Annotated in this window: 22 protein-coding genes; 16 read left to right on the forward strand and 6 right to left on the reverse strand. The window is 72.7% G+C overall.

The genetic code is table 11. The features are described 5' to 3' along the window. Positions 1 to 92: 92 nt before the first annotated feature. Both OO54_RS38385 and OO54_RS38390 read right to left on the reverse strand, forming a co-directional pair. On the reverse strand, positions 93 to 392 hold the full coding sequence (locus OO54_RS38385; protein WP_026057752.1) for a YciI family protein: 300 nt from the start codon (positions 390 to 392) through the stop codon (positions 93 to 95). Positions 393 to 487: 95 nt separating this feature from the next. After that, complete coding sequence (locus OO54_RS38390) at positions 488 to 1,021, reverse strand: GNAT family N-acetyltransferase (protein WP_033211812.1); 534 nt, start codon at positions 1,019 to 1,021, stop codon at positions 488 to 490. Between the two features lie 123 nt (positions 1,022 to 1,144). On the opposite strand from OO54_RS38390, the gene OO54_RS38395 reads away from it, so the two are divergent. Together OO54_RS38395 and mmpA are read left to right on the forward strand one after the other, a co-directional pair. Continuing rightward, positions 1,145 to 1,849: an endonuclease V gene (locus OO54_RS38395; RefSeq protein ID WP_033211781.1), complete on the forward strand. Its 705-nt coding sequence runs from the start codon at positions 1,145 to 1,147 to the stop codon at positions 1,847 to 1,849. Between the two features lie 62 nt (positions 1,850 to 1,911). After that, on the forward strand, positions 1,912 to 2,031 hold the full coding sequence (mmpA, locus tag OO54_RS48970) for a morphogenic membrane protein MmpA (RefSeq protein ID WP_418953242.1): 120 nt from the start codon (positions 1,912 to 1,914) through the stop codon (positions 2,029 to 2,031). 147 nt (positions 2,032 to 2,178) lie between these two features. On the opposite strand, the gene OO54_RS38400 is transcribed toward mmpA, so the two are convergent. Continuing rightward, positions 2,179 to 3,438, reverse strand: coding sequence for a saccharopine dehydrogenase family protein (locus tag OO54_RS38400; RefSeq protein ID WP_078905581.1), 1,260 nt, complete (start codon positions 3,436 to 3,438; stop codon positions 2,179 to 2,181). Between the two features lie 181 nt (positions 3,439 to 3,619). Between OO54_RS38400 and OO54_RS38405 the strand changes: the two genes are divergently transcribed. The 4 genes from OO54_RS38405 to OO54_RS38420 are packed head-to-tail and all read left to right on the forward strand — an operon-like array spanning position 3,620 to position 9,390. Further along, positions 3,620 to 4,777: a CaiB/BaiF CoA transferase family protein gene (locus OO54_RS38405; RefSeq protein ID WP_033211783.1), complete on the forward strand. Its 1,158-nt coding sequence runs from the start codon at positions 3,620 to 3,622 to the stop codon at positions 4,775 to 4,777. Further along, on the forward strand, positions 4,774 to 5,916 hold the full coding sequence (locus OO54_RS38410) for an acyl-CoA dehydrogenase family protein (RefSeq protein WP_033211785.1): 1,143 nt from the start codon (positions 4,774 to 4,776) through the stop codon (positions 5,914 to 5,916). The genes OO54_RS38405 and OO54_RS38410 overlap by 4 nt, the downstream gene beginning before the upstream one ends. Positions 5,917 to 5,962: 46 nt before the next feature. Further along, positions 5,963 to 7,177: an acetyl-CoA C-acetyltransferase gene (locus OO54_RS38415; RefSeq protein WP_033211787.1), complete on the forward strand. Its 1,215-nt coding sequence runs from the start codon at positions 5,963 to 5,965 to the stop codon at positions 7,175 to 7,177. Positions 7,178 to 7,215: 38 nt separating this feature from the next. After that, on the forward strand, positions 7,216 to 9,390 hold the full coding sequence (locus tag OO54_RS38420) for a 3-hydroxyacyl-CoA dehydrogenase NAD-binding domain-containing protein (RefSeq protein WP_033211790.1): 2,175 nt from the start codon (positions 7,216 to 7,218) through the stop codon (positions 9,388 to 9,390). Between the two features lie 55 nt (positions 9,391 to 9,445). On the opposite strand, the gene OO54_RS38425 is transcribed toward OO54_RS38420, so the two are convergent. Next, entirely contained in the window at positions 9,446 to 10,180 is a 735-nt protein-coding gene (locus OO54_RS38425) for a MerR family transcriptional regulator (protein ID WP_033211792.1), read from the reverse strand. Positions 10,181 to 10,258: 78 nt separating this feature from the next. On the opposite strand from OO54_RS38425, the gene OO54_RS38430 reads away from it, so the two are divergent. Together OO54_RS38430 and OO54_RS38435 are read left to right on the forward strand one after the other, a co-directional pair. Then, complete coding sequence (locus OO54_RS38430) at positions 10,259 to 10,741, forward strand: macro domain-containing protein (RefSeq protein WP_033211816.1); 483 nt, start codon at positions 10,259 to 10,261, stop codon at positions 10,739 to 10,741. A gap of 94 nt (positions 10,742 to 10,835) precedes the next feature. After that, a complete protein-coding gene (locus tag OO54_RS38435) occupies positions 10,836 to 11,336 on the forward strand; it encodes a hypothetical protein (protein ID WP_033211794.1) in 501 nt (166 codons plus the stop codon). Positions 11,337 to 11,346: 10 nt separating this feature from the next. Here the strand turns inward: OO54_RS38435 and sph are convergent, their stop codons facing one another. Beyond that, on the reverse strand, positions 11,347 to 12,378 hold the full coding sequence (gene sph / locus OO54_RS38440; RefSeq protein WP_051787770.1) for a sphingomyelin phosphodiesterase: 1,032 nt from the start codon (positions 12,376 to 12,378) through the stop codon (positions 11,347 to 11,349). Positions 12,379 to 12,503: 125 nt separating this feature from the next. Between sph and OO54_RS38445 the strand changes: the two genes are divergently transcribed. After that, positions 12,504 to 12,989 (forward strand): F0F1 ATP synthase subunit B family protein, encoded by a 486-nt coding sequence (locus OO54_RS38445; RefSeq protein ID WP_033211798.1) that lies wholly within the window; start codon positions 12,504 to 12,506, stop codon positions 12,987 to 12,989. A gap of 99 nt (positions 12,990 to 13,088) precedes the next feature. Then, positions 13,089 to 13,970 carry an oxygenase MpaB family protein gene (locus OO54_RS38450; protein ID WP_033211800.1) on the forward strand — a complete coding sequence of 294 codons (882 nt, stop codon included), beginning with the start codon at positions 13,089 to 13,091 and terminating at the stop codon, positions 13,968 to 13,970. 24 nt (positions 13,971 to 13,994) lie between these two features. Here OO54_RS38450 and OO54_RS38455 read toward each other — a convergent pair whose 3' ends face one another. Next, positions 13,995 to 15,560 carry a M1 family metallopeptidase gene (locus OO54_RS38455; RefSeq protein ID WP_033211802.1) on the reverse strand — a complete coding sequence of 522 codons (1,566 nt, stop codon included), beginning with the start codon at positions 15,558 to 15,560 and terminating at the stop codon, positions 13,995 to 13,997. Between the two features lie 201 nt (positions 15,561 to 15,761). Here OO54_RS38455 and OO54_RS38460 point away from each other — a divergent pair, with 201 nt between their 5' ends. From OO54_RS38460 to OO54_RS38485, 6 genes are all read left to right on the forward strand, one after another. Further along, entirely contained in the window at positions 15,762 to 17,816 is a 2,055-nt protein-coding gene (locus OO54_RS38460) for a Xaa-Pro dipeptidyl-peptidase (protein WP_418953243.1), read from the forward strand. Continuing rightward, positions 17,813 to 19,126 (forward strand): M14 family metallopeptidase, encoded by a 1,314-nt coding sequence (locus tag OO54_RS38465; RefSeq protein ID WP_033211804.1) that lies wholly within the window; start codon positions 17,813 to 17,815, stop codon positions 19,124 to 19,126. Before OO54_RS38460 ends, OO54_RS38465 begins: the two co-directional genes overlap by 4 nt. A gap of 118 nt (positions 19,127 to 19,244) precedes the next feature. Then, positions 19,245 to 19,547 (forward strand): hypothetical protein, encoded by a 303-nt coding sequence (locus OO54_RS38470; RefSeq protein ID WP_033211806.1) that lies wholly within the window; start codon positions 19,245 to 19,247, stop codon positions 19,545 to 19,547. Between the two features lie 242 nt (positions 19,548 to 19,789). Continuing rightward, a complete protein-coding gene (locus tag OO54_RS38475) occupies positions 19,790 to 20,212 on the forward strand; it encodes a hypothetical protein (protein WP_033211808.1) in 423 nt (140 codons plus the stop codon). 84 nt (positions 20,213 to 20,296) lie between these two features. After that, positions 20,297 to 21,679 (forward strand): VanZ family protein, encoded by a 1,383-nt coding sequence (locus OO54_RS38480; RefSeq protein WP_033211810.1) that lies wholly within the window; start codon positions 20,297 to 20,299, stop codon positions 21,677 to 21,679. Positions 21,680 to 21,780: 101 nt separating this feature from the next. Then, complete coding sequence (locus tag OO54_RS38485) at positions 21,781 to 22,167, forward strand: hypothetical protein (RefSeq protein WP_051787772.1); 387 nt, start codon at positions 21,781 to 21,783, stop codon at positions 22,165 to 22,167. The last annotated feature ends 94 nt before the right edge of the window (positions 22,168 to 22,261 follow it).

Consider the following 22,261-nt stretch of genomic DNA (forward strand, 5'->3'; position numbering starts at 1 on the left):
CCAGTAGCTCCGCTACGAGGGCGCCCCGGCCGCACGCCGATCGCACGCACCGAACGACCCGGCCTGATCCGACGCGAATTGTCAGACAGGCCCTAGGAGGGCAGCTCCTCCCGGTACGCGGCGATCCCGTCGGCCGTCTTGGTCGCGTAGAACTCCGTGATCCGGTACGCGCACACGCCCTCGACGCTGAAGGGGTCGGCCGCCGCGATCCTCTCGATCTCCGCGCGGTCGACCCCGGCGGCCAGGATCACCCCGCCGTCCCGCGGGTTCTTCCGGCCGGACGCGAGGAACACGCCCTCGGCATAGCACGCGTCGAGCCACTCGACGTGCGCGTCGAGCAGCGCGTCCACCCGCTCGACGGGAGCGGTGTAGGTCAATTCGAGTACGAACATGATCGCCAGGCTACCCGTGCCCCCGGCGGCCGTCCGGCCCCGTCCCGATCCCACGTCCGGTCCACCCGGCGTGACCGGCCCACGGCGGGCGGGCTCTACAGCGGGCTCGCGATCCGGTACAGCACGCTGGGGCGCAGCGGCCCCTCGGGCACGGTGAGGTCGTCGAAGTCGTCCTCCGGGGCGCGGGTCATGCCGATCCGGCGCATCACCGCCTGGGACCGGAGGTTGGCGGCCGTCGTCACGGCGAGGATCTCGGGAAGCCCGAGCGTCCCGAAGCCGTGGGCCAGGACCGCCCGCGCGGCCTCGGTGGCGTAGCCGTTGCCCCAGGCCGAGCGGGCAAGCCGCCAGCCGATCTCCACGCCCTCGAACGGCAGGCCGTCGTCCACCTCGTCCAGGCCGGCGAAGCCGGCGAACGCGCCGGTGTCCCGCACCTCGACCGCCCACCACCCGAAGCCGCGCCGCTCGAAATCGGCCTGGAAGCGGGCCACGGAAGCGTCGCTCTGCTCGCGGGTGAGCAGGTCGCCCAGGTGCTCCCGGACCTCGGGATCGGCGTTCATCGCCGCCCACGGTTCCAGGTCGGAGTCACGCCATGCGCGAATGATGAGGCGGTCGGTACGCAGTTCGGTCATGCCGCACAGCCAACGCGAGCCGTCCGCCCGGGACAATTCCTTTTCCCCGGGTGGCTTCCTGCCGGGCGCCGCCGACCCGGGCCCGATCGAGAGGACGAGGACACCGCCTAGGGTGGGCCCATCATGACGATCATCGGGATTCCGGCGGGCTGGCCCGCCGACGAGGACGCCGCGCGGGGCGTACAGCGGGAGTTGCGGAAGCGGCTCGTGCTCGGGGAGAGCGGGCCGGTGCCGGGGGAGGGGCACGTCACCGGGCTCGACGTGGCCTACGACGACGAGCGGGACCTCGTCGCCGCGGCGGCCGTCGTGCTCGACGCGCGGACCCTGGAGGTGGTGGAGGAGTCCACGGCGGTCGGCCGGGTCTCCTTCCCGTACGTCCCCGGGCTCCTCGCCTTCCGGGAGATCCCGACCGTCCTCGCCGCGCTCGGCGCCCTCACCGCCGACCCGGGCCTCCTGGTCTGCGACGGCTACGGCCTCGCCCACCCCCGCCGCTTCGGCCTCGCCAGCCACCTCGGGGTGCTCACCGGACGGCCGTCCATCGGCGTCGCCAAGAACCCCTTCACCTTCACGTACGAGCAACCGGGCGGCGCGCGCGGCGACTTCGCCCCGCTGCTCGCGGACGGGGAGGAGGTCGGCAGGGCCCTGCGTACCCAGGCCGGGGTCAAGCCCGTCTACGTCTCCGTGGGCCACCGCGTCTCCCTCGACAACGCCTGCGCCCACACCCTGCTGCTCTCCCCGCGCTACCGCGTGCCCGAGACCACCCGCCACGCCGACTCGCTCTGCCGCAAGGCGCTCAAGGAGGCACAGGGGGCACCCGGGTCCGTCTGAGTACCCCGGGTGAGTAGCCGTACGGATGCCAGTTGTCAGACCCTCGCGGCAGAGTGGGGGTCATGACAGTTCGCGTTCCCGCACCCCGTGGTCTCACCGTCGCCCTCGCCGTCGGCGGGGCCTCCGCCCTCGCCTGGGCCTGCGCCATCCTGTACGTCCTCGCGGACTGGACGCTCGGATGACCGTACGCCCGCGCCGTGGCGCGGCCGACCGCCCGGACGCCCGCGGACCGGACGCGTTCCACCGCCGGTCGCCGGCGGAGAGGCGGCGCGCCGAGGCCCGGCGGGCGATCCCCTCCGCCCCGTCCGTCCCTGAGGCGGCGCCCCGCGTCAGCCCCGGTGGGCCACCCGGAAGCGGATGCCCGCCGCGCGCAGCCGTTCGGTGAGGGCATCGCCCATCGCCACCGCCGTCGTGACCTGCCCGGCGGTCTTCGGCAGCGGGTCGAAGGCGAGGCAGAGGGCCGATTCGGCGAGCATCTTGGCCGTCTCGTCATAACCGGGGTCGCCGCCCGACACCTCGGTGAAGACCCGCCGCCCGCCGCCCTCGCCGACGAACCGGACCGAGAACCAGCTGCGGGCGCGCCGCTCGGCCGAAGGGCCCTCGCCCGCCGAGTAACGCTCCATCAGCCAGCCGCGCACCGAGGGGAGTTGGGCGGCCGCGACACCGGCGCCGACGGCGGCCGCACCGCCGAGGGCCATCGGCAGCGTCTTCACGGAGGCGTAGTGCCGGTAGCGGAAGTCCGGCCCGTACCGCTCCAGGCCCGCGGCCGAGCGCGCCACGATCTGCGGGTCGAGGGTCGGCAGCGGGAGCGCCCAGGTGCCGGTCTCCGTGCTGAACCGCGGTCCGCCCAGCGGCGCGCGGGCCCGGCGTCCCACCAGACGCGGTTCGTGCAGGTGCCGTTCGTGCGCGGCCCGCAGGATCTCCCGCCCCCGGCCGAGCGCGGTGAGCGCGGAGGCGAAGGTGCCGCCGGAGAAGGCGGCCCCGGCCCGGACGAATCCGTCGACGCGGAGCGGCACGCCCTCGGGGAGCTGCTGGACGGTGAAGTACACGCCCAGGTCGTGGGGGACGGAGTCGAAGCCGCAGGCGTGCACGATCCGGGCGCCGGTCTCCCGGGCGCGCGCGTCGTGCCGCACGTAGGTCAGGTCGACGAACTCGGCCTCTCCGGTGAGGTCCACGCAGTCCGTGCCGGCCTCCGCGCAGGCGGCGACGAGCCCGTCGCCGTACCAGACGTAGGGCCCGACCGTGGTCGCCACGACCCGGGTCGACTCGGCGAGGTCGCGCAGCGAGTCCGGGTCGTCGGCGTCGGCGACGACGAGCGGCAGCCCGGCGCAGTGCGGCCACCGCTCGGCGAGCCGGTCGCGGAGGGCGGCGAGCGCCGTCCGGTTGCGGCCGGCGAGCGCCCAGCGGCACTCCGCCGGAGCGTGCCCGGCCAGATACTCCGCGGTGAGCTCGCCGACGAACCCGGTCGCTCCGAAGAGGACCACGTCGTACGGCCTCTCACCGGAGGCGGCCGCCGTGCCGGCCGCCGCCTCCACCGCGTCCGAAGGTCCCGCCCCGGCCTCGCGCCCGGTGCCCGCCCCTGTGTCCATGCCTGCCCTCGTCTCGGCCGTGCCGCGCCGCCGCGCGCGGTCGTCGTCGGCGGAGGATAGCGGAAGTCGGCGGCCCGCCGATTTCCAAGCGCTTGCTCGGCCGGGGGGCTTGTGCCGAGTGGAACACGTTCCTAGCATCTCCGGTGTTACATCATTGGTGTCACACACTCCTGGGGGCTCGATGAGCACGACGCACACCGCCGTGAACGGCCCGCTCACCGGCGTACGCGTGGTCGAACTCGCCGGGATCGGCCCCGGGCCCTTCGCCGCCATGCTCCTCGCCGACCTCGGCGCCGACGTCGTCCGCGTCGACCGCCCCGGCGGCGCCGGGCTCGGCATCGACCCGGCCCGCGACCTCACCAACCGCAACAAGCGCTCCGTCCTCGTCGACCTCAAGGCCGAGGACGGCCCCGCCACCGTCCTCGACCTCGTCGAACGCGCCGACATCCTCGTCGAGGGCTACCGGCCCGGCGTCGCCGAACGCCTCGGCGTCGGCCCCGAGCCGTGCCTCGCCCGCAACCCGCGCCTCGTCTACGGCCGGATGACCGGCTGGGGCCAGGACGGACCGCTCGCCCCCACCGCCGGGCACGACATCGGGTACATCGCGATCACCGGCGCCCTCGGCATGATCGGCCCCGACCCCGACGGCCCGCCGACCGTCCCCGCCAACCTCGTGGGCGACTACGCGGGCGGCTCCCTCTACCTGGTCATCGGCGTCCTCGCCGCCCTCCAGCACGCGCGGGCGCACGGCGAGGGCCAGGTCGTCGACGCCGCGATCGTCGACGGCACCGCCCACCTCACCACCATGATCCACGGCATGCTCGCGGCCGGCGGCTGGCAGGACCGCCGCGGAGTCAACCTCCTCGACGGCGGCTGCCCCTTCTACGGCGTGTACGAGACCTCCGACGGCGGCCACATGGCGGTCGGCGCCCTGGAAGAGCGGTTCTACGCCGAGTTCGTCCGCCTCCTCGGCGTCGAGGACGCCGCCCCCGCCCGCCACGACCTCGCCCGCTGGCCCGAACTGCGCAAGGCCGTCGCCGACCGCTTCCGGAGCCGCACCCGCGAGGAGTGGACGGCCGTCTTCGACGGCACCGACGCCTGCGTCGCCCCCGTCCTCTCCCTCCGCGAGGCACCCGGCCACCCGCACCTGGCCGCCCGTGCCACCTTCACCGAGCGGGACGGCATCGCGCAGCCCGCCCCCGCACCCCGCTTCTCCGCCACCCCCGGCACCCTGCGCACGGGCCCGGCCCTCCCCGGCGCCCACACCGCCGACGTCGCCCGCGACTGGGCCGTACCCGCCCTCGACAGCCCGACCGAGACCCAGGAGACCGAAGCATGAAGCGCCAGCTGTACACCGCCGACCACGAGGCCTTCCGGGCGGTCGTCCGCACCTTCCTGGAGAAGGAGGTGCTGCCCCACTACGCGCGGTGGGAGAAGGACGGCATCGTCTCCCGCGAGGTCTGGCTCGCCGCCGGACGACAGGGCCTGCTGGGCCTCGCCGTCGACGAGGAGTACGGCGGCGGCGGCAACCCCGACTTCCGCTACGGCGCCGTCCTCGCCGAGGAGTTCACCCGCGCCGGGGCGCCCGGCCTCGCCATCGGCCTGCACAACGACATCATCGGCCCGTACCTCACCTCGCTCGCCACCGAGGAGCAGAAGCGGCGCTGGCTGCCCGGTTTCTGCTCCGGCGAGATCGTCACGGCCATCGCCATGACGGAACCCGGCGCCGGCTCGGACCTCCAGGGCATCCGTACGACCGCCGAGGACCACGGCGACCACTGGATCCTCAACGGATCCAAGACCTTCATCTCCAACGGCATCCTCGCCGACCTGGTCGTCGTCGTCGCCCGCACCACCCCCGAGGGCGGCGCCCACGGCCTGTCCCTGCTCGTCGTCGAGCGCGGCGCCGAGGGCTTCGAGCGCGGCCGGAACCTCGACAAGATCGGCCAGAAGTCGCAGGACACCGCCGAGCTGTTCTTCACCGACGTACGCGTCCCCAAGGAGAACCTGCTCGGCGAGCTCAACGGCGCCTTCGTCCACCTGATGACCAACCTCGCCCAGGAACGCCTCGCCATCGCCGTCGCCGGCATCGCGGCGGCCGAGCACCTCCTGGAGATCACCACCCGGTACGTCAAGGAACGCGAGGCCTTCGGCCGTCCCCTCGCCAAGCTCCAGCACGTCCGCTTCGAGATCGCCGAGATCGCCACCGAGTGCGCCGTCACCCGGACCTTCGTCGACCGCTGCATCGAGGAGCACGCGGCCGGCGCCCTCGACGCCGTCCACGCCTCCATGGCCAAGTGGTGGGCGACCGAACTCCAGAAGCGCACCGCCGACCGCTGCCTGCAACTGCACGGCGGATACGGCTACATGAGCGAATTCCCGGTCGCCCGCGCCTACACCGACGGCCGCATCCAGACCATCTACGGCGGCACCACCGAGATCATGAAGGAGATCATCGGCCGTTCCCTCCTCGGCTGACCTCCCGCCGCCCCGCTGTACCCACCCTCATCGCGAAAGGCTTCCCGTGAGCACCGAAGCGTACGTGTACGACGCGATCCGCACCCCGCGCGGACGCGGCAAGGCCACCGGCTCCCTGCACGGCACCAAGCCCATCGACCTGGTCGTCGGCCTCATCCGGGAGATCCAGTCCCGCAACCCCGGCCTCGACCCGGCCGCCATCGACGACATCGTCCTCGGCGTCGTCGGCCCCGTCGGCGACCAGGGCTCCGACATCGCCCGGATCGCGGCCATCGCCGCCGGCCTGCCCGACACCGTCGCCGGCGTCCAGGAGAACCGCTTCTGCGCCTCCGGCCTCGAAGCGGTCAACATGGCCGCCATGAAGGTCCGCTCCGGCTGGGAGGACCTCGTCCTCGCCGGCGGCGTCGAGTCCATGTCCCGCGTCCCGATGGCCTCCGACGGCGGCGCCTGGTTCGCCGACCCGATGACCAACCTGGAGACCAACTTCGTCCCCCAGGGCATCGGCGCCGACCTCATCGCCACCATCGAGGGCTTCACCCGCCGCGACGTCGACGAGTACGCCGCCCTCTCCCAGGAGCGCGCCGCCGCCGCCGTCAAGGACGGCCGCTTCGCCCGCTCGATCGTCCCCGTCAGGGACCGCGCCGGACTCACCGTCCTCGACCACGACGAGTTCCTCCGCCCCGGCACCACCGCCGACTCCCTCGCCCGCCTCAAGCCCTCCTTCGCCGACATCGGCGAACTCGGCGGCTTCGACGCGGTCGCACTGCAGAAGTACCACTGGGTCGAGGAGATCGACCACGTCCACCACGCCGGCAACTCCTCCGGCATCGTCGACGGCGCCTCCCTCGTCGCCATCGGCTCCAAGGAGGTCGGCGAGCGGTACGGTCTGACCCCGCGCGCCCGGATCGTCTCGGCCGCCGTCTCCGGCTCCGAGCCGACCATCATGCTCACCGGCCCCGCCCCGGCCACCCGCAAGGCCCTCGCCAAGGCCGGCCTCACCATCGACGACATCGACCTGATCGAGATCAACGAGGCCTTCGCCGCCGTCGTCCTGCGCTTCGTCAAGGACATGGGCATCACCCTGGACAAGGTCAACGTCAACGGCGGCGCCATCGCGCTCGGCCACCCGCTCGGCGCCACCGGCGCGATGATCCTCGGCACCCTCGTCGACGAGCTGGAGCGGCAGGACAAGCGCTACGGCCTGGCCACCCTCTGCGTGGGCGGCGGCATGGGCATCGCCACCGTCATCGAGCGCGTCTGACCGTCCCGCCCGCACCCCTCTTACGGAGAAGCAGAGCCATGAGCGAGAGCACCACCATCCGCTGGGAACAGGACGCGACCGGGATCGTCACCCTCGTCCTCGACGACCCGAACCAGTCCGCCAACACCATGAACCAGGCCTTCCGGGCCTCGATCAAGGCGATCGCCGACCGAGTCGAGGCCGAGAAGGACTCCATCCGCGGCATCATCTACACCTCCGCCAAGAAGACCTTCTTCGCCGGCGGCGACCTCAAGGACATGATCAAGGCGGGCCCCGAGCACGCCCAGGACATCTTCGACTCCGCCATCGAGATCAAGAACGCGCTGCGCCGGATCGAGACCCTCGGCAAGCCCGTCGTCGCGGCCGTCAACGGCGCCGCGCTCGGCGGCGGCTACGAGATCGCCCTCGCCTCCCACCACCGCGTCGCCCTCGACGCCCCCGGCTCCAAGATCGGCCTGCCCGAGGTCACCCTCGGCCTGCTCCCGGGCGGCGGAGGCGTCGCCCGCACCGTACGCCTCATGGGCATCACCGACGCCCTGCTCAAGGTCCTGCTCCAGGGCACCCAGTACAACCCGAAGCGCGCCCTCGACAACGGCCTCGTGCACGAGATCGCGGCCACCCCCGAGGAGATGATGGCCAAGGCCATCGCCTTCATCGACGCGCACCCCGAGTCCCACCAGCCCTGGGACGTCCCCGGCCACCGGATCCCCGGCGGCACCCCGTCGAACCCGAAGTTCGCCGCCAACCTGCCGGCCTTCCCGGCCAACCTGCGCAAGCAGCTGAACGGCGCGCCCTACCCGGCGCCCCGCGCCATCATGGCCGCCGCCGTCGAGGGCTCCCAGGTCGACTTCGAGACCGCGCTCGTCATCGAGAGCCGCTACTTCACCGAGCTGGTCATCGGCCAGACCGCGAAGAACATGATCCAGGCGTTCTTCTTCGACCTCCAGGCGGTGAACTCCGGCGCGAGCCGCCCCAAGGGCGTGGAGAAGCGCCAGGTCCGCAAGGTCGCCGTGCTCGGCGCGGGCATGATGGGCGCCGGCATCGCGTACTCCTGCGCCCGTTCCGGCATCGAGGTCGTCCTCAAGGACGTCTCCGCCGAGTCCGCCGCCAAGGGCAAGGCGTACTCCGAGAAGCTCTGCGCCAAGGCCGTCTCGCGCGGCCGCACCACCCAGGAGAAGGCCGACGCGCTCCTCGCCCGGATCACCCCCACCGGCGACGCCGCCGACCTCGCGGGCTGCGACGCGGTCATCGAGGCGGTCTTCGAGGACACCGCGCTCAAGCACAAGGTGTTCCAGGAGATCCAGCACGTCGTCGCCCCCGACGCCCTCCTGTGCTCCAACACCTCGACCCTCCCGATCTCCGTCCTCGCCGAGGGCGTCGAGCGCCAGACCGACTTCATCGGACTGCACTTCTTCTCGCCCGTCGACAAGATGCCGCTCGTCGAGATCATCAAGGGCGAGCGGACCGGCGACGAGGCACTGGCCCGCGCCTTCGACCTGGTCCGGCAGATCAACAAGACCCCGATCGTCGTGAACGACTCGCGCGGCTTCTTCACCTCCCGGGTGATCGGCCACTTCATCAACGAAGGCGTCGCCATGGTCGGCGAGGGCATCGAGCCCGCCTCGATCGAGCAGGCCGCCGCGCAGGCCGGCTACCCGGCCAAGGTCCTCTCCCTCATGGACGAGCTGACCCTCACCCTCCCGCGCAAGATCCGCAACGAGACGAGGAAGGCGATCGAGGACGAGGGCGGCACCTGGGTCACGCACCCGGGCGAGGCCGTCATCGACCGCATGGTCGACGAGTTCGGCCGCCCCGGCCGCAGCGGCGGCGCCGGCTTCTACGAGTACGGCGAGGACGGCAAGCGCGGGAAGCTCTGGCCCGGCCTGCGCGAGCACTTCGCCAAGCCCGGGTACGAGATCCCGTTCCGCGACATGCAGGAGCGGATGCTGTTCTCCGAGGCCCTGGACACCGTCCGCCTCCTGGAGGAGGGCGTCCTCACCTCCGTCGCCGACGCCAACATCGGCTCCATCATGGGCATCGGATTCCCGGCCTGGACCGGCGGCATCCTCCAGTACGTCAACGGCTACGAAGGCGGCCTCCCCGGCTTCGTCGCCCGCGCCCGCGAGCTCGCCGCCACCTACGGCGAGCGCTTCGCCCCGCCCGCCCTGCTGCTGGAGAAGGCCGAGCGCGGCGAGGTCTTCACCGACTCCTGACCGCGTCCGCGGGCCGCGGGGCCCCACCCGGAGCCGGCCGGTTCCGGGCCGGGGCTCACCGGCTCCGGAACGCCGTCCTCAGCTCCTCGCTCAGCGAGCGCTGGAACGCCGTGACGAGGGCCTGGACCACCATCGGCTGCATGTGCGCCGAGAGCGACTTCATCGCGCTCAGATGGTCCGGGTCCTCCCCGCTCTCCCGGTACGGGCTCCACACCTCGTCCCGGAAGAGCCGGGAGAGTTCCTGGGCGGCGGCGCGCGCGTGCTCCAGGAGGACGGTCCGGGAGGCCAGGATCGTCTCGTGCTCGATCGGAACGTCCAGCAACTCCACGCCGAGCCGGAGCAGCGACCCGTCGAGCCGGTACGTGTCGGCCTCGTCGGTCCGGTCCAGCACCCCCATCGCGGCCAGCCGGGCCACGTCCCGCTCGGTCAGCGCCCGCCCGGCCCGCCGCTCCATCTCCCGCCGCGTGATCGTCTCCGCCGACTCCGGCGCCCACGACGCCACCAGCGCCCGGTGGATCGCCAGGTCCTGCGCGCTCAGGTCCGCCGGCAACTGCTCCAGATACCGCTCGATCGCCGCCAGCGTCATCCCCTGCCGCTGCAACTCCTCGATCAACGCCAGCCGCGACAGGTGCTCCGCCCCGTACCGACCCACCCGCCGCGCCCCGATCACCGGCGGCGGCAACAGCCCCCTCGTCCCGTAGAACCGCACCGTCCGCACGGTCACCCCGGCCCGCGCCGCCAACTCGTCCACGGTGTAACCGGACTCCTGCGCGTCACTCGCCTGCTCCATGGTTCAACAGTATTGCTGTCTCACCAGCTGTGTAAAAGAGTGGCGCGACTGTCGGTGGTGGGCCGTAGCGTGATCGTCATGAACGGGATCACCTGCGTCCGGGGGGACGCGACCGCACCGGGCGGCAAGGGCGTCAAGATCGTCGCGCACGTCTGCAACGACCTCGGGGGCTGGGGCAAGGGCTTCGTCCTGGCCGTCTCGCGACGCTGGCCGGAACCGGAGGCGGCCTACCGGCGCTGGCACCGCGAGCGGGCGCGGAACGACTTCGGACTCGGCGCCGCCCAGTTCGTCCAGGTCGGTCCGTACGTCTGGGTGGCCAACCTGGTGGGGCAGCGGGGGATGCGGACGGCTCGGAGCACCGGCGCGCCCGTGCGCTACGAGGCGATCGACGCGGCGCTCGGAAGGCTCGCGGACAAGGCGGTCGAGCTCGGCGCGTCCGTGCACATGCCGCGCATCGGCTGCGGGCTCGCCGGCGGTTCCTGGGCCAAGGTCGAGCCCCTGGTCCTCCGGCGTCTCGTGGACCGGGGGATACCGGTCACCGTGTACGACTTCGGCGGGTAAGGGACGCGGGGGCGGGGTGTCGTCCGGGCTGTCGGTGGGGCGGGCTAGAGTCGGCGGCTGTTCGAGTCGGGGGCTGTGGAGCAGGGGGAGTGGGATGTACGCGCAACTCAGGGAGACGGCGGACGAGTTGGCCGGAGTCCTGTGGCGGGAGCACACCGTGTACCGGGAGCGGGGCGGTGGGGTGGTGATCCGGGGGGAGCACGTGCGCCGGTGGATCAGCCTCGCGCCGACCGGGGGCAAGGACAGGGCGTTGCTGCGGGCGGGGCGGATCCTGGACGGGGGGACGACGGCGCCGGCGCGTACGGAGGTGGTCGTGGACCTGACCGCCGGGACGGCGGAGCTGGCGGCGGTGTGCCGCCGGCTGCTGGCCGACGTGGCGGCGGCCGCCGAGCCCGTCGCGCAGCCGTCCCGGGCCGGAAGGCCGGGGAGGCCGGAGAAGCGCGGAAGGCCGGGCCGGGCGGCTCGTGCCGCCCGGCCCGGCCGTGGGCCCCGGAAGGAGCGGCACACGAGTGCCGGCTCCTGGGTGGTCCTGCTCTGTGTCGCCGGGGTGGTCGGCGTGTGGCTCTACAGCGTCTTCGGGTCGTCCCCTTACTGAGGGGGCCCGGTCAGAAGCCGGTGACGGGGTAGTGGTCGGAGAGGTTGGTGTAGGTGTACCGCGTGCCCCAGCTGGAGACCGTCCACGGGGCGCTCTGCTCCAGGACCACGTGGTTGGTCCAGCCGGCGGGGCGGGCGTTCCCGGCCCGGTAGAGGACGTAGTCGAGGTCCTCGCGCGGGTCGTCCGGGTAGCGCTCGGAGGCGATCGAGTTCAGCTCGGTGTCGAAGGAGTACGGGTGGCCGGTGCGGGCGTCGGCCCCGGCCAGGCCCGCGTCGGCGAGCATCGTGCCGTACTCGGGGGTGTGCGAGTCGACGTTCATGTCGCCGGCGACGATGACCTGCTCGCCCGCCGGGATGTTCTTGGCGTCGAGGAAGGCGTCGATCGCCTTGAACTGGCGGCTGCGCATCTGCGCCGCCTCGCCCGCCGAGCACCCGGGGTCGGTGGACTGGGCGTGGGTGCCGACCACGTGGACCCGGCTGCCGGCGACGTCCAGGACGGTGTAGGCGAAGCCCTTGTTCGAGTACCAGTCGGCGCCGCACGCGTCCTTGTAGACGTACTGCTCCTTGCGGACGATCGGCCACTTGCTGAGGATTGTCACCCCGCCGTCCTCGGGCGTGGTCGTGGAGTACGCCCCGCCGGTCGCGTCCCAGCCGGTCTTGCTGCGGCCCATGACGGGGGTCTGGTACGGGTACTGCGCGGCGGCGTTCGCCTTGAGGGCGTCCGACGCGGAGTTGTCGAAGGCCTCCTGGACGACCACGACGTCCTGCCCCTGGAAGAAGGGGGCGGCGGGTATCGCCTTGGCCCGGTGGTCCTGGCCCCAGTTCGGGTAGAGCGTCTTGGAGAAGAGGAACGTGTTGTAGGTGAGGACCTTCAGCCGGGGGGCCTCGGCAGCCGCGGAGGAGGCGGACGCGGCCGGGGCGGCGGCCGCCAGGGTGGCGGCGGCGAGCGCGAGGGAGAGGGCGGCACCGGGGACGCGACGGAACGCGGCGATCGACACGTGAACTCCTGTGGAGACGTGGGGGGTTGGGCTGGCGCCGCACATACAATCAGCCGTGGTTACCTTCCGGTAGCCTTTGGGTGCCGGGAATCTTGCCGAGCGAGCACGATCACGCCAACTCTCCTCCCGGTGTCGGAATTGTCCTTGTTTGAACCAGGTAGAATGCGCGCATGACCCTCGCGAACTCGCAGATCTTCAAGACGGACCTCGGTCCCCTCAACCCCGTCTGGGCCGAGCTCATCCTCGGCCTCGTGGTGTTCGGACTGACCTTCCTCATCCTGGCGAAGGGCATCCTGCCGAAGATCAAGCGGACCCTCGAGGAGCGCGAGGACGCCATCGACGGCGGCACCGACCGCGCCGACGACCTGCGCGCCGAGGCCACGCGGATCCGTGAGCAGTACGAGGCGGAGCTCGCCGAGGCCCGCCACGACGCCGCGCGCATCCGCTCCCGCGCCACCGAGGAGGGCTCGGCCGCCATCGCCGCCGCCCGCGCCGAGGGCATCGCCGAGCGCGACGCCATCGTCGCCGCCGGCGTCGAGAAGATCGCCGCCGAGCGCGCCGCCGCCGAGCGCGAGCTCACCGCGGACGTCGACGCCTGGGCCCACGCCCTCGCCGCCCGCATCGTCGGCGAGCCGGTCGGCGCCGACCGCGGCTGACCCGTACACCCCACAGAGGGGCCGTCGCCCGGCCGCGAGAGCCCGGGCGACGGCCCCTTCGTCGTGAGTGGCAGCCTGGAACAGAGGAGGAGAGGAACCATGCCGACCGGGACGCACCCCGACCGGGCCCCGTCCGACGACCCGGCACCACCGCCCGTCGGCGGGGTGCTGTGGACCGTCGCCGGTGACATCCGGGCACTCCTCATGCTGCCCGCCGCCCTCGCCATGCAGGTCGCCCACCCCGCGATCGGTGCCGGAGTCGACGAGCACTCCGTCTTCCGCACCGATCCCTGGGGCCGCGGCGAACGCTCCCTGCGCTCGGTCCAGCTGTGGATCTACGGAGGCGAGGACGCGGCGCGGGAAGGCCGCCGGCTCCGGGAGCTGCACCGGGACATCCGGGGCACCGACGCCCACGGCCGCCGCTACCACGCGCTCACCCCGGCCTACTACTCCTGGGTGCACGCGACGGGATTCCCGGTCTACCTGCGCGGGCTCGGCCTCCTCGCCCGCCCCCTCACCGAGCCGCAGCAGCGGCAGCTGTACGCCGAGTGGCTCCAGGTCGGCCGGGTCCTCGGCATCCACGACCGGGACATGCCGCAGACGATCGAGGAGTTCTGGCCGTACTACCGCAAGGTCCTCGCCGACGAGCTGGAGGCGACCGTCGTCGTGCGGGAGCTGCTCGACACCGACCTCCCGGTGCCCGCCCCGGACCGCGGCCCGCTGCCCGTCCGGCTCGCCCTCCGGCTCCTCTGGCCCGCCCTGCGCCGCCCGTTCCTGCGGCTGCGCGCCTTCCTCACCGTCGGCCTGATGCCGGGGGACGCCCGGGAGGCCATCGGTCTGGAGTGGACCGACGCCCAGGAGCGGACACTGCGCCGGTACGCCCGGATCGTCCGGGCCGTCGTGCCCGTCCTGCCCGAACGGCTCCGCTACCTGCCCCTGGCCAGGAAGGCGCGCGAGGCCGCCCGCAGCGCCGCGCGCTGACGGACGGCCCGGTCACGGCAGGGCTCAGTGGCCGCCGTGCTCGTCGCGCTCGTGGATCGTGTCCGTCGCCGCGATCTTCTTCCACGACTTCGGCTGCACGGGCTTCACGGGCGTCCCGGCCCGGCCGGTCTTCCCGGCCGCGGAAGACGACGCCGCGGGTGCGGCCGACCGGGCTTCCGCGCCGGACGCGGCCGCCGTCGGAGCGGACGGCTTCGACGGCTGGTACAGCCAGGTGTCGAAGAGCGCCGCCAGCGGCTTCCCGGAGATCCGCTCCGCGTACCGCACGAAGTCGCCGACCCGCGCGTTGCCGTAGGCGAACTCCTGCGGCCAGCCCTTCAGGATCGCGAAGAAGTCCTCGTCGCCGATCTCGTTGCGCAGGGCCTGGAGCGCCAGCGCGCCCCGGTCGTAGACGGCGGTGTGGAACTGGTTGTCCGGGCCCGGGTCACCCGGCTTGACCGTCCAGAACGGGTCTTCGGCCGACCGGAGGGCGTACACGTAGTCCGCCAGCTCCTGCGCCGTGCCCTCGCCCTCCTTCTCCGACCACAGCCACTGGCTGTAGCGGGCGAAGCCCTCGTTGACCCAGATGTCCTTCCAGTCGTGGACGGACACGCTGTCGCCGTACCACTGGTGCGCCAGCTCGTGCACGACCACCGACACGTTCGCGCCGTTGGCGAACTGCCGCGGGCTGTAGAACGGCCGGGTCTGCGTCTCCAGCGCGAAACCGCTGGTCACGTTCGGCACGTACCCGCCGAGGGAGTTGAACGGGTAGGGACCGAAGACCGATTCCAGCCACTCGGCGACCTCGGTCGTGCGCTCGATCGAGGCGCGCGCCGCGCCCGCGTTGTCGCCGAGATCCTTGCTGTACGCGTTGAGGACCGGCAGCCCGTTCGCCGTCTTGTCCGTCGTGATGTCGAACTTCCCGACGGCCAGAGTGGCCAGATAAGGCGCCTGCGGCTTGTTGGAGCGCCAGCTGTAGCGGGTCCAGCCGAGCCGAGACGACTGCGACTGCAGCACGCCGTTGCTGATGGCCTGGTGGCCGTCCGGCACCGAGACGGAGACGTCGAAGGTGGCCTTGTCCCGCGGGTGGTCGTTGGACGGGAACCACCAGACGGCCGAGTCCGGCTCCTGCGCGGCGACGCCGCCGTCCGGGGTGCGGGCCCAGGCCGACCAGCCGTCGATCTTGAACTCGGAGGGCTTGCCGGCGTAGCGGACGACGACCGTGACCGCCTTCCCCTTCTCCAGCGGGGTGGCCGGGGTGACCTCCAGCTCGTGGTCGCCCGACGTGGCGAGCCGCGCGATCCGGCCGTTGACCCGGACCTCGCTGACCTTCAGCCCGAGGTCGAGGTTGAAGCGGGACAGGTTCTGCCGGGTGGTGGCGAGGATCGTCGCCGTGCCCTCCAGGAGGTCCGTCGCGGGCTGGTACTTCAGGCGCAGGTCGTAATGGGAGACGTCGTAACCGCCGTTGCCGGCGGCGGGGTAGTACGAGTCCCCGATGCCGGTCGCACCGGGGGTGAAGTCGGCCGCCGATGCCGGGATCGCCAGCAGCAAGGAGGCCGCGAGGGCGCTCGGAACGATGATTCTGCGATGCACGGGTGCTCCAAGTCATAAGAAACGTCGGACGCGTGGGTGGGCGTCGGTCCTTGGCGACGACACTATTCAGCGTCCCGACGCACCGTCACGTCCAGTGGACCCCCTGTCACACGATCGCCATTCGGCCGACATGAACCTTCCGCCACCCCATTCCCTCCGGCACTCTTTTGCACGGCAGTCGACCGGGGTACGTTCCGGCCCATGCCGATGCGAAAGCGGAGAACCCGCGGAGCCCGACTGTCGTACGGAACCCTCGTGGCCACGGCCGCCCTGTTCGCGACCCTGGTCACTCCCGCCGCCGCAGGGCCCGAGCCCGCGGCGGCGACCGGTGTCGGCGGACCGTCGACGACGGAGGCGGCCCCGTCCGCACCCGCCGTCCGCGAGTCCCGGCCCGTCCACTCGTACGCCGACGCCGTCCGCGAGTCCGTCTGGGTCGACACCGGCCTCGACGGCGACGGCGACGGGCGCGGCGACCGGGTCGCCGTCGACATCGTCCGGCCCCGGGAGACGGCCGCGGCGGGCCGGAAGGTCCCGGTCATCATGGACGCCAGCCCGTACTACGCCTGTTGCGGACGCGGGAACGAGGGCCAGAAGAAGACGTACGACGCCGACGGCAACCCCGTACGGCTCCCGCTCTTCTACGACAACTACTTCGTCCCGCGCGGCTACGCCTTCGCCGCCGTCGACCTCGCGGGCACCAGCCGCTCCGACGGCTGCGACGACGTCGGCGGCCGCTCCGACGTCCAGTCGGCCAAAGCCGTCGTCGACTGGCTGAACGGCCGGGCCCGCGGCTACACGACCCGCACCGGCGCGACCCCGGCCCGCGCCACCGGCTGGAGCACGGGCGACGTCGGCATGATCGGCAAGAGCTGGGACGGCACCGTCGCCAACGGCGTCGCCGCCACCGGCGTCGAGGGGCTGAAGACGATCGTCCCGATCGGCGCGATCTCCTCCTGGTACGACTACTTCCACTCCCAGGGCGCCCCGCTCTACAACGCCAACCCGAGCTGGCTCTCCGAGTACGTGAACAGCCCCGAGGCGCAGGCCCGTTGCGGCGCGGTCCAGGACCGGATCGCCGCCGCCACCCCGTACAGCGGCGACCGGACCGCCGCCTGGGACGAGCGCGACCACGTGAAGGACGCGTCCAAGGTCAGGGCCAGCGTCTTCGTCGTCCACGGACAGCAGGACCTCAACGTCCGCGCCAACCAGTTCGGGCAGTGGTGGGACGCGCTGGCCGCCCACGGGGTCGAGCGGAAGATCTGGCTCTCGCAGACCGGCCACGTCGACCCCTTCGACTTCCGGCGCGCCGAGTGGGTCCGCACCCTGCACCGCTGGTTCGACCACTACCTGCTCGGATACGAGAACGGCATCGACCGCGAGCCGGTGGCCGACATCGAGCGCGCCCCCGACCTCTGGACCACCGACCGCCAGTGGCCGCCGCGCGCCACCGCGACCACCACCATGCGCCCCGTGCGGAACGCCCGACCCGGCGCGGGCGGCCTCGGACTGACCCCCGCCGCACCCGGCTCCACCGCGACCTTCACCGACGACCCGGGCCTCGGCGAACTGGACTGGGCCGCCGGGATCGACTCCGCGACCCCCGAGAAGGCCGGCTTCGTCACCCGTCCGCTCTCCCGCGACCTGCGGATCTCCGGCTCCTCGACGGTGACGGTCACCGCGACCCCGACCACCGCCACCGCGCACCTCTCCGCGGTCCTCGTCGACCTGGGCCCCGACACGATCCGCGACTACGCGGCGGCGGGGGAGGGCATCACCACGCTCACGGACCGCACGTGCTGGGGCGCCAGTACCCCGGGCGACAGCGCCTGCTTCAAGGAGACGGCGGCCCGTACCGCGGACGTCGGGTTCACGGTCGTCAGCCGCGGCTGGGCGGACCTCGGCACCTGGGCCGACCCCGGCCGGGAGCGATCGCTGACCCCCGGCAGGGCGTACACCCTCACCCTGGACCTCGCCGCCACCGATCACGTCGTCCCGGCCGGACACCGCCTCGCGCTGATCGTCGGCGGCACCGACAAGGACCTGCTCGACCCCCCGTCGACCACCCCGACCCTCACCCTCGACCTGGCCCGCACCTGGGCGAGGCTGCCGCTCGTCGGCGGCGCGGGCGCCTTCGCCCGGGCCACGGCCGGACCGGTTCCCGCCGTGCCGTCGCCGCCGGTGGCCGTACCGTCCCTGAGCGGCCCCGTGCCGCCGGCCGCCGTGACGGGACCGCGCCTGCCGGGGGCCGTCCGATGAGGCTCCGTACCGCGTACCGGAGTTCGCGGCGCGCCCTCGCCCTCGTGGCGGGGGCGGCCGCCCTCGGAATGCCGCTCGTCACCGTGCCCGCCAAGGCGGCGGACAGCGCGCCCGCGGCGCCGCCGCCCCGCACCGGCTTCGAGCTGAGCCGGGGAGCCCGCTGGACGAGCGAGGCCGAGGAACGGGACTTCCTCGCGACCGTCGACCGGGCGAGCGACCGGATGTCGGTGCGCGTGATCGGGACGACCGGGCAGGGCCGCCCGCTCCGGCTCGCGACCCTCGGCAGCGGGCACGGCGGGACCACCGTGCTGCTCGTCTGCAGCCAGCACGGCGACGAACCCGCGGGCCGCGAGGCCTGCCTGAGCACGGTGCGCGACCTCGCGTACGCCCGGGACCAGGACACCCGCGGCCTCCTCGCCCGGACGACCGTCCTCGTCGTCCCCACCGCCAACCCGGACGGCCGGGCGGCCGACACCCGGGGCAACGGCGCCGGCATCGACGTCAACCGCGACCACATCGCCCTGCGGACCGCCGAGGCGCGCGCCATCGCCGCCGTCCTCCGCGACCGGCGGCCCGAACTCGTCTACGACCTGCACGAGTACGGTGCCACCCCCCGGTTCTACGACAAGGACCTGCTCGCCCTCTGGCCTCGCAGCCTCGACGCCGACCGGCACGTCCACGACGAGTCGCGGACGCTCTCGGAGTCCTACGTCCGGCCCACCGCCGGACTCGCCGGCTACAGCAGCGGCATCTACGGCATCTGGACCGACCCCGTCACCGGGCAGCCGGTCAAGCAGGTCGCCGGCGACGGCCAGGAACGGATCCTGCGCAACACGGTCGGCATCAAGCACTCCGCCGGCCTCCTCGTCGAGACCCGGGTGGACGCGCTCGACGACACGGAGGAGCAGGACCCGGCCCGCAACCACCGGCGGCGTGTCGCCACCCAGCACGCGGCCCTCGAAGGCGCCTTCGCCTACGTGAAGGAGCGGCGCGGGCCGCTCACCGCCGCCACCGCCGCCGCCCGGTACGCCGGGTTCGCCGACCGTGGCCCCGTGTACCTCGGCGGCGCCGACAACGACCCGCCCGCAGCCGACGAGGTCATCGCCGACCCGCCGTGCGGCTACCGCCTGGACGCCGCCCAGTACGCCCAGGTGGGTGACGAACTCGACCTGCACGGGATCACCGTCCGGCCGGACGGTGACGGGGTGTTCGTGCCCCTGCGGCAGTCGCAGCGCGCCCTCGTCCCGCTGATCCTGGACGGGCGCGCCGCCTATCACCTCGTCAGTGGGAGTCCTGTGGAGAGGTGTTGACGATCGGGTGACCCGGTGGCGCCGTGGTGCGATTCCCCTCTTTGCCGAGGTAAAGTTACCAACCGGTACTGACCATGCCTCGAACCGGCCCCCACGGCCGTGAAGTTGGAGAACCACCATGCGCCACATCAAGCCCGCCCGCCGCGCGCTGACGGCCCTGCTCGCCACGACGCTGCTCGCCGGGGGCGTGCTGCTCGGGCAGACCGCCACCGCGGCCCCCGCGGCCGCCGGCACCATCACCTGCAACATCTCCAAGCTGCGGGCCGACGCCCACAAGGAGCGCGACCGCGCCGCGCAGCTCAAGCGCCTCGGCGCCACCACCGAGGCCCGCAAGGCCCTCGCCAGGGCCGACGCCCTGGAGCGGCGCGCCCGGCAGTGCGCCGACGCGGACAACAACAGCAAGCCGCCGCTCTGGAAGTAGCGAAGGCGAAGGACTCGTCCTGAAGGGGCGGGCGGGCTCCCCGGAGACCGCCCGCCCCTTCGCGTGCGCTCGCACCCCGGTGGGGCGCGGTCGTTGACGCCCTGTTGGTGCGCTGTTGGCGGCCGGTTGGCGGGTCTTCGCAGGATGGCCGCAGGCGGTCGGCACCTGCTCCGCGGCGTGCCGCCCCCTCGTCCTGCCAGCCTCCCGGCGCCCCACGGGCGTCGGGTACCCACGAGGTGATCATGAAGATTCGTCCTGTTCTCGGTGCCACCGCCGGCCTGCTGGCCCTGCTGACGGCTGTCGCCCCGGCCGCCTCGGCGGGCGGAAACTGGGACTACGGCACGTCGCGGACCAAGCTGTCCAACGGCTACCTGTTCACGCAGATCGCTGCCGACTGGGACTACCCGATCGAGCAGCCCGACGGCGGCGTGTACTGGAAGATGAACGAGTGGTACGAGAAGACGGGCGGCGGCACCATCACCGCCCAGTTCGGCTTCAACTACCACGGCTACAGCTACAACCAGGGCTGGTTCAACCAGTCCGCCGGCACCACCTCGCACGCGTTCTTCAACGGCCTCGGCTTCAACGACTGCTCCCACGTCGTCGGCTGGCTGGCCGTCCAGGGGCAGAACACGTTCTACAACGCACCGGTGACCGCCTGCTGACGGCGTGCGCCGGCTCCCCTACCGGGGAGCCGGCGCCGCACAGCTCGTGCCCGCCGTCGATCCGCCCCACCGGGAACCATCACCATGATCGATGCCTCACTCGGCGCAAGTCCGTTCCTGATACCGGCCCTTGCCCTGATCCTCCTGGCCACGGCCGTCACCGCCTGGCTGCTGCACCGGCGAAACGGCCGGGTGCCGGCGGCCCCCCTGGGCGCCGCGGCCTCGGGCGCGGCGGTCCTCGCGGCCACCCTCTCGCCCCTCGGGACACACGCACCGGCGATGCGGGTGTGCTCGCTGCCGTCGGACCTGGCGGCCTCGCTCTTCGCGGACCAGGGCCTGATGAACATCGCCCTCTTCGTGCCGTCGGCCCTCTTCCTCACCGTGGCCACCCGGCGACCCGTCACCGTCGTCGCCGCGCTGGCGCTGCTTTCCGGGGCCATCGAGGTGGCGCAGGCGCTGACCCCCGGCATGGCCAGAGCCTGCGACGCCTCCGACTTCGGCGCCAACCTGCTCGGCGCGCTGGTGGGTTGTCTCGCCGGGCGCGCGTGGAGCCGACGCCGCGCCGACCGTACGACCCCTCAGGCCACCGGCCACAGCCGGGCCCGCGACCTCCGCCTCGGCGTGATCGTCTCCGTCTGCGGAGGGATCCTGCTGTCCGCCGTGGCCCTGCCCGCGCTGGCGTTCACGGCGTCCGACGCGCGCGCCGACCAACGGCCGGACGCGGCCCAACTGGCGGCGGCGGCCGATGCCGTGCGGGCCTTCTTCGGACCCGAAGCGGTCCCGACCGACGTCCGGTACACCCCGGCGACGGAACGGCGGCCCGGCAGGGTCGACGTGAGCACCGGATCGGGCAACATCACGCTCGCCTGGCCCTCTCGCGAGGTGACATCGGGCCAACTCGCGGCCGTCGTGCCCGAGAAGGCCTCGCAGGCGAGGCTGACGGAGGGGACGGCCCGCGAGACGGGGGACGCGTTCGCCGCGAAGCACTTCCCCTGGGCCCTGCGGGGCAGCGAGGCGCAGGTCTTCGCCGCCGGCGGGCCCGATCAGCAGGCCAAGGTGGTGCAGTGGCGCAGTCGCGTCGACGGCGTCCTCATGCCGATGCGGCTGGACGTCGTCATCGGAGCCGACCGGAAGATCCTCTCCTTCGCCGCCAGGAACGAACACGCCACCGACCTCCCCCGCGCGACCGTGACCCGGGAGCAGGCCACGGCGAAGGCGCGGGCCGTGTACCCCGACGCGCGCGTCACCAGCAGCGAGTTGATGGCCCGGCTCGACAACCGGGGCCGTTGGCGCGTCTGTTGGATGGTCTCCCTCACCCCGCCCGCCGGAATGGCACCACCCACGACGACCACCGGTCCCGGAACCGCGTCGGGGCGGTCGGCGTCAACGGGCCCCACACTGTTCGGACTTGCGTTCGACGCGGTGACTGGTGATCCTTTCTCGGGCCCGACCACGCCCCGCGCGTAGCCGCCTCACCCGTACGTGTCGCTTCGGGCTTTCCCGCGTCCATACCCCGTGGACCGCACACCTCGGTCCGGAACTCCCGGGCCGGCCGAACAGGAGAAACCGTGTCCCACCGCACCACGATCACCACGTCCCCGCTGCGCCGACTCGGCGTCGCCGCCGCGGCGGCGACCCTCGGCGGCCTCGCCGTCATGAGCGGCGCGAGCCCCGCGGCCGCCGGCAGCAACGGACAGCAGATCGCCTTCCACGACAGCCGGGGCATCATCTACTCGGTCCGCATCAAGGGCAGCAACCAGAACGGCCAGTACGTGGAGGCGTGCTTCAACACCAACTACACGGACAACTACCTCTCCGGCTGGTGGTGGAAGGGACCGGTCAACATCACCGGCTACACCGCGGGTGAGTGCACGTCCGGCGCCACGATCGCCTACATCGGCGAAGTGACCATCCCGACCCAGTACTCCGGGGACTACTTCCCCGTCTCCGGCTAGTCTTCTGAGTCAGGAATTCTGTTCAGATGTATAGGCTTGCCCTATGGCACGTACGGGGCGGCCGAAGGCCGAGTTGATCCTGTCGGATAAGGAA

Source organism: Streptomyces wedmorensis, from assembly GCF_000716445.1.
In the GTDB taxonomy this organism is placed as follows: Bacteria; Actinomycetota; Actinomycetes; order Streptomycetales; family Streptomycetaceae; genus Streptomyces; species Streptomyces wedmorensis.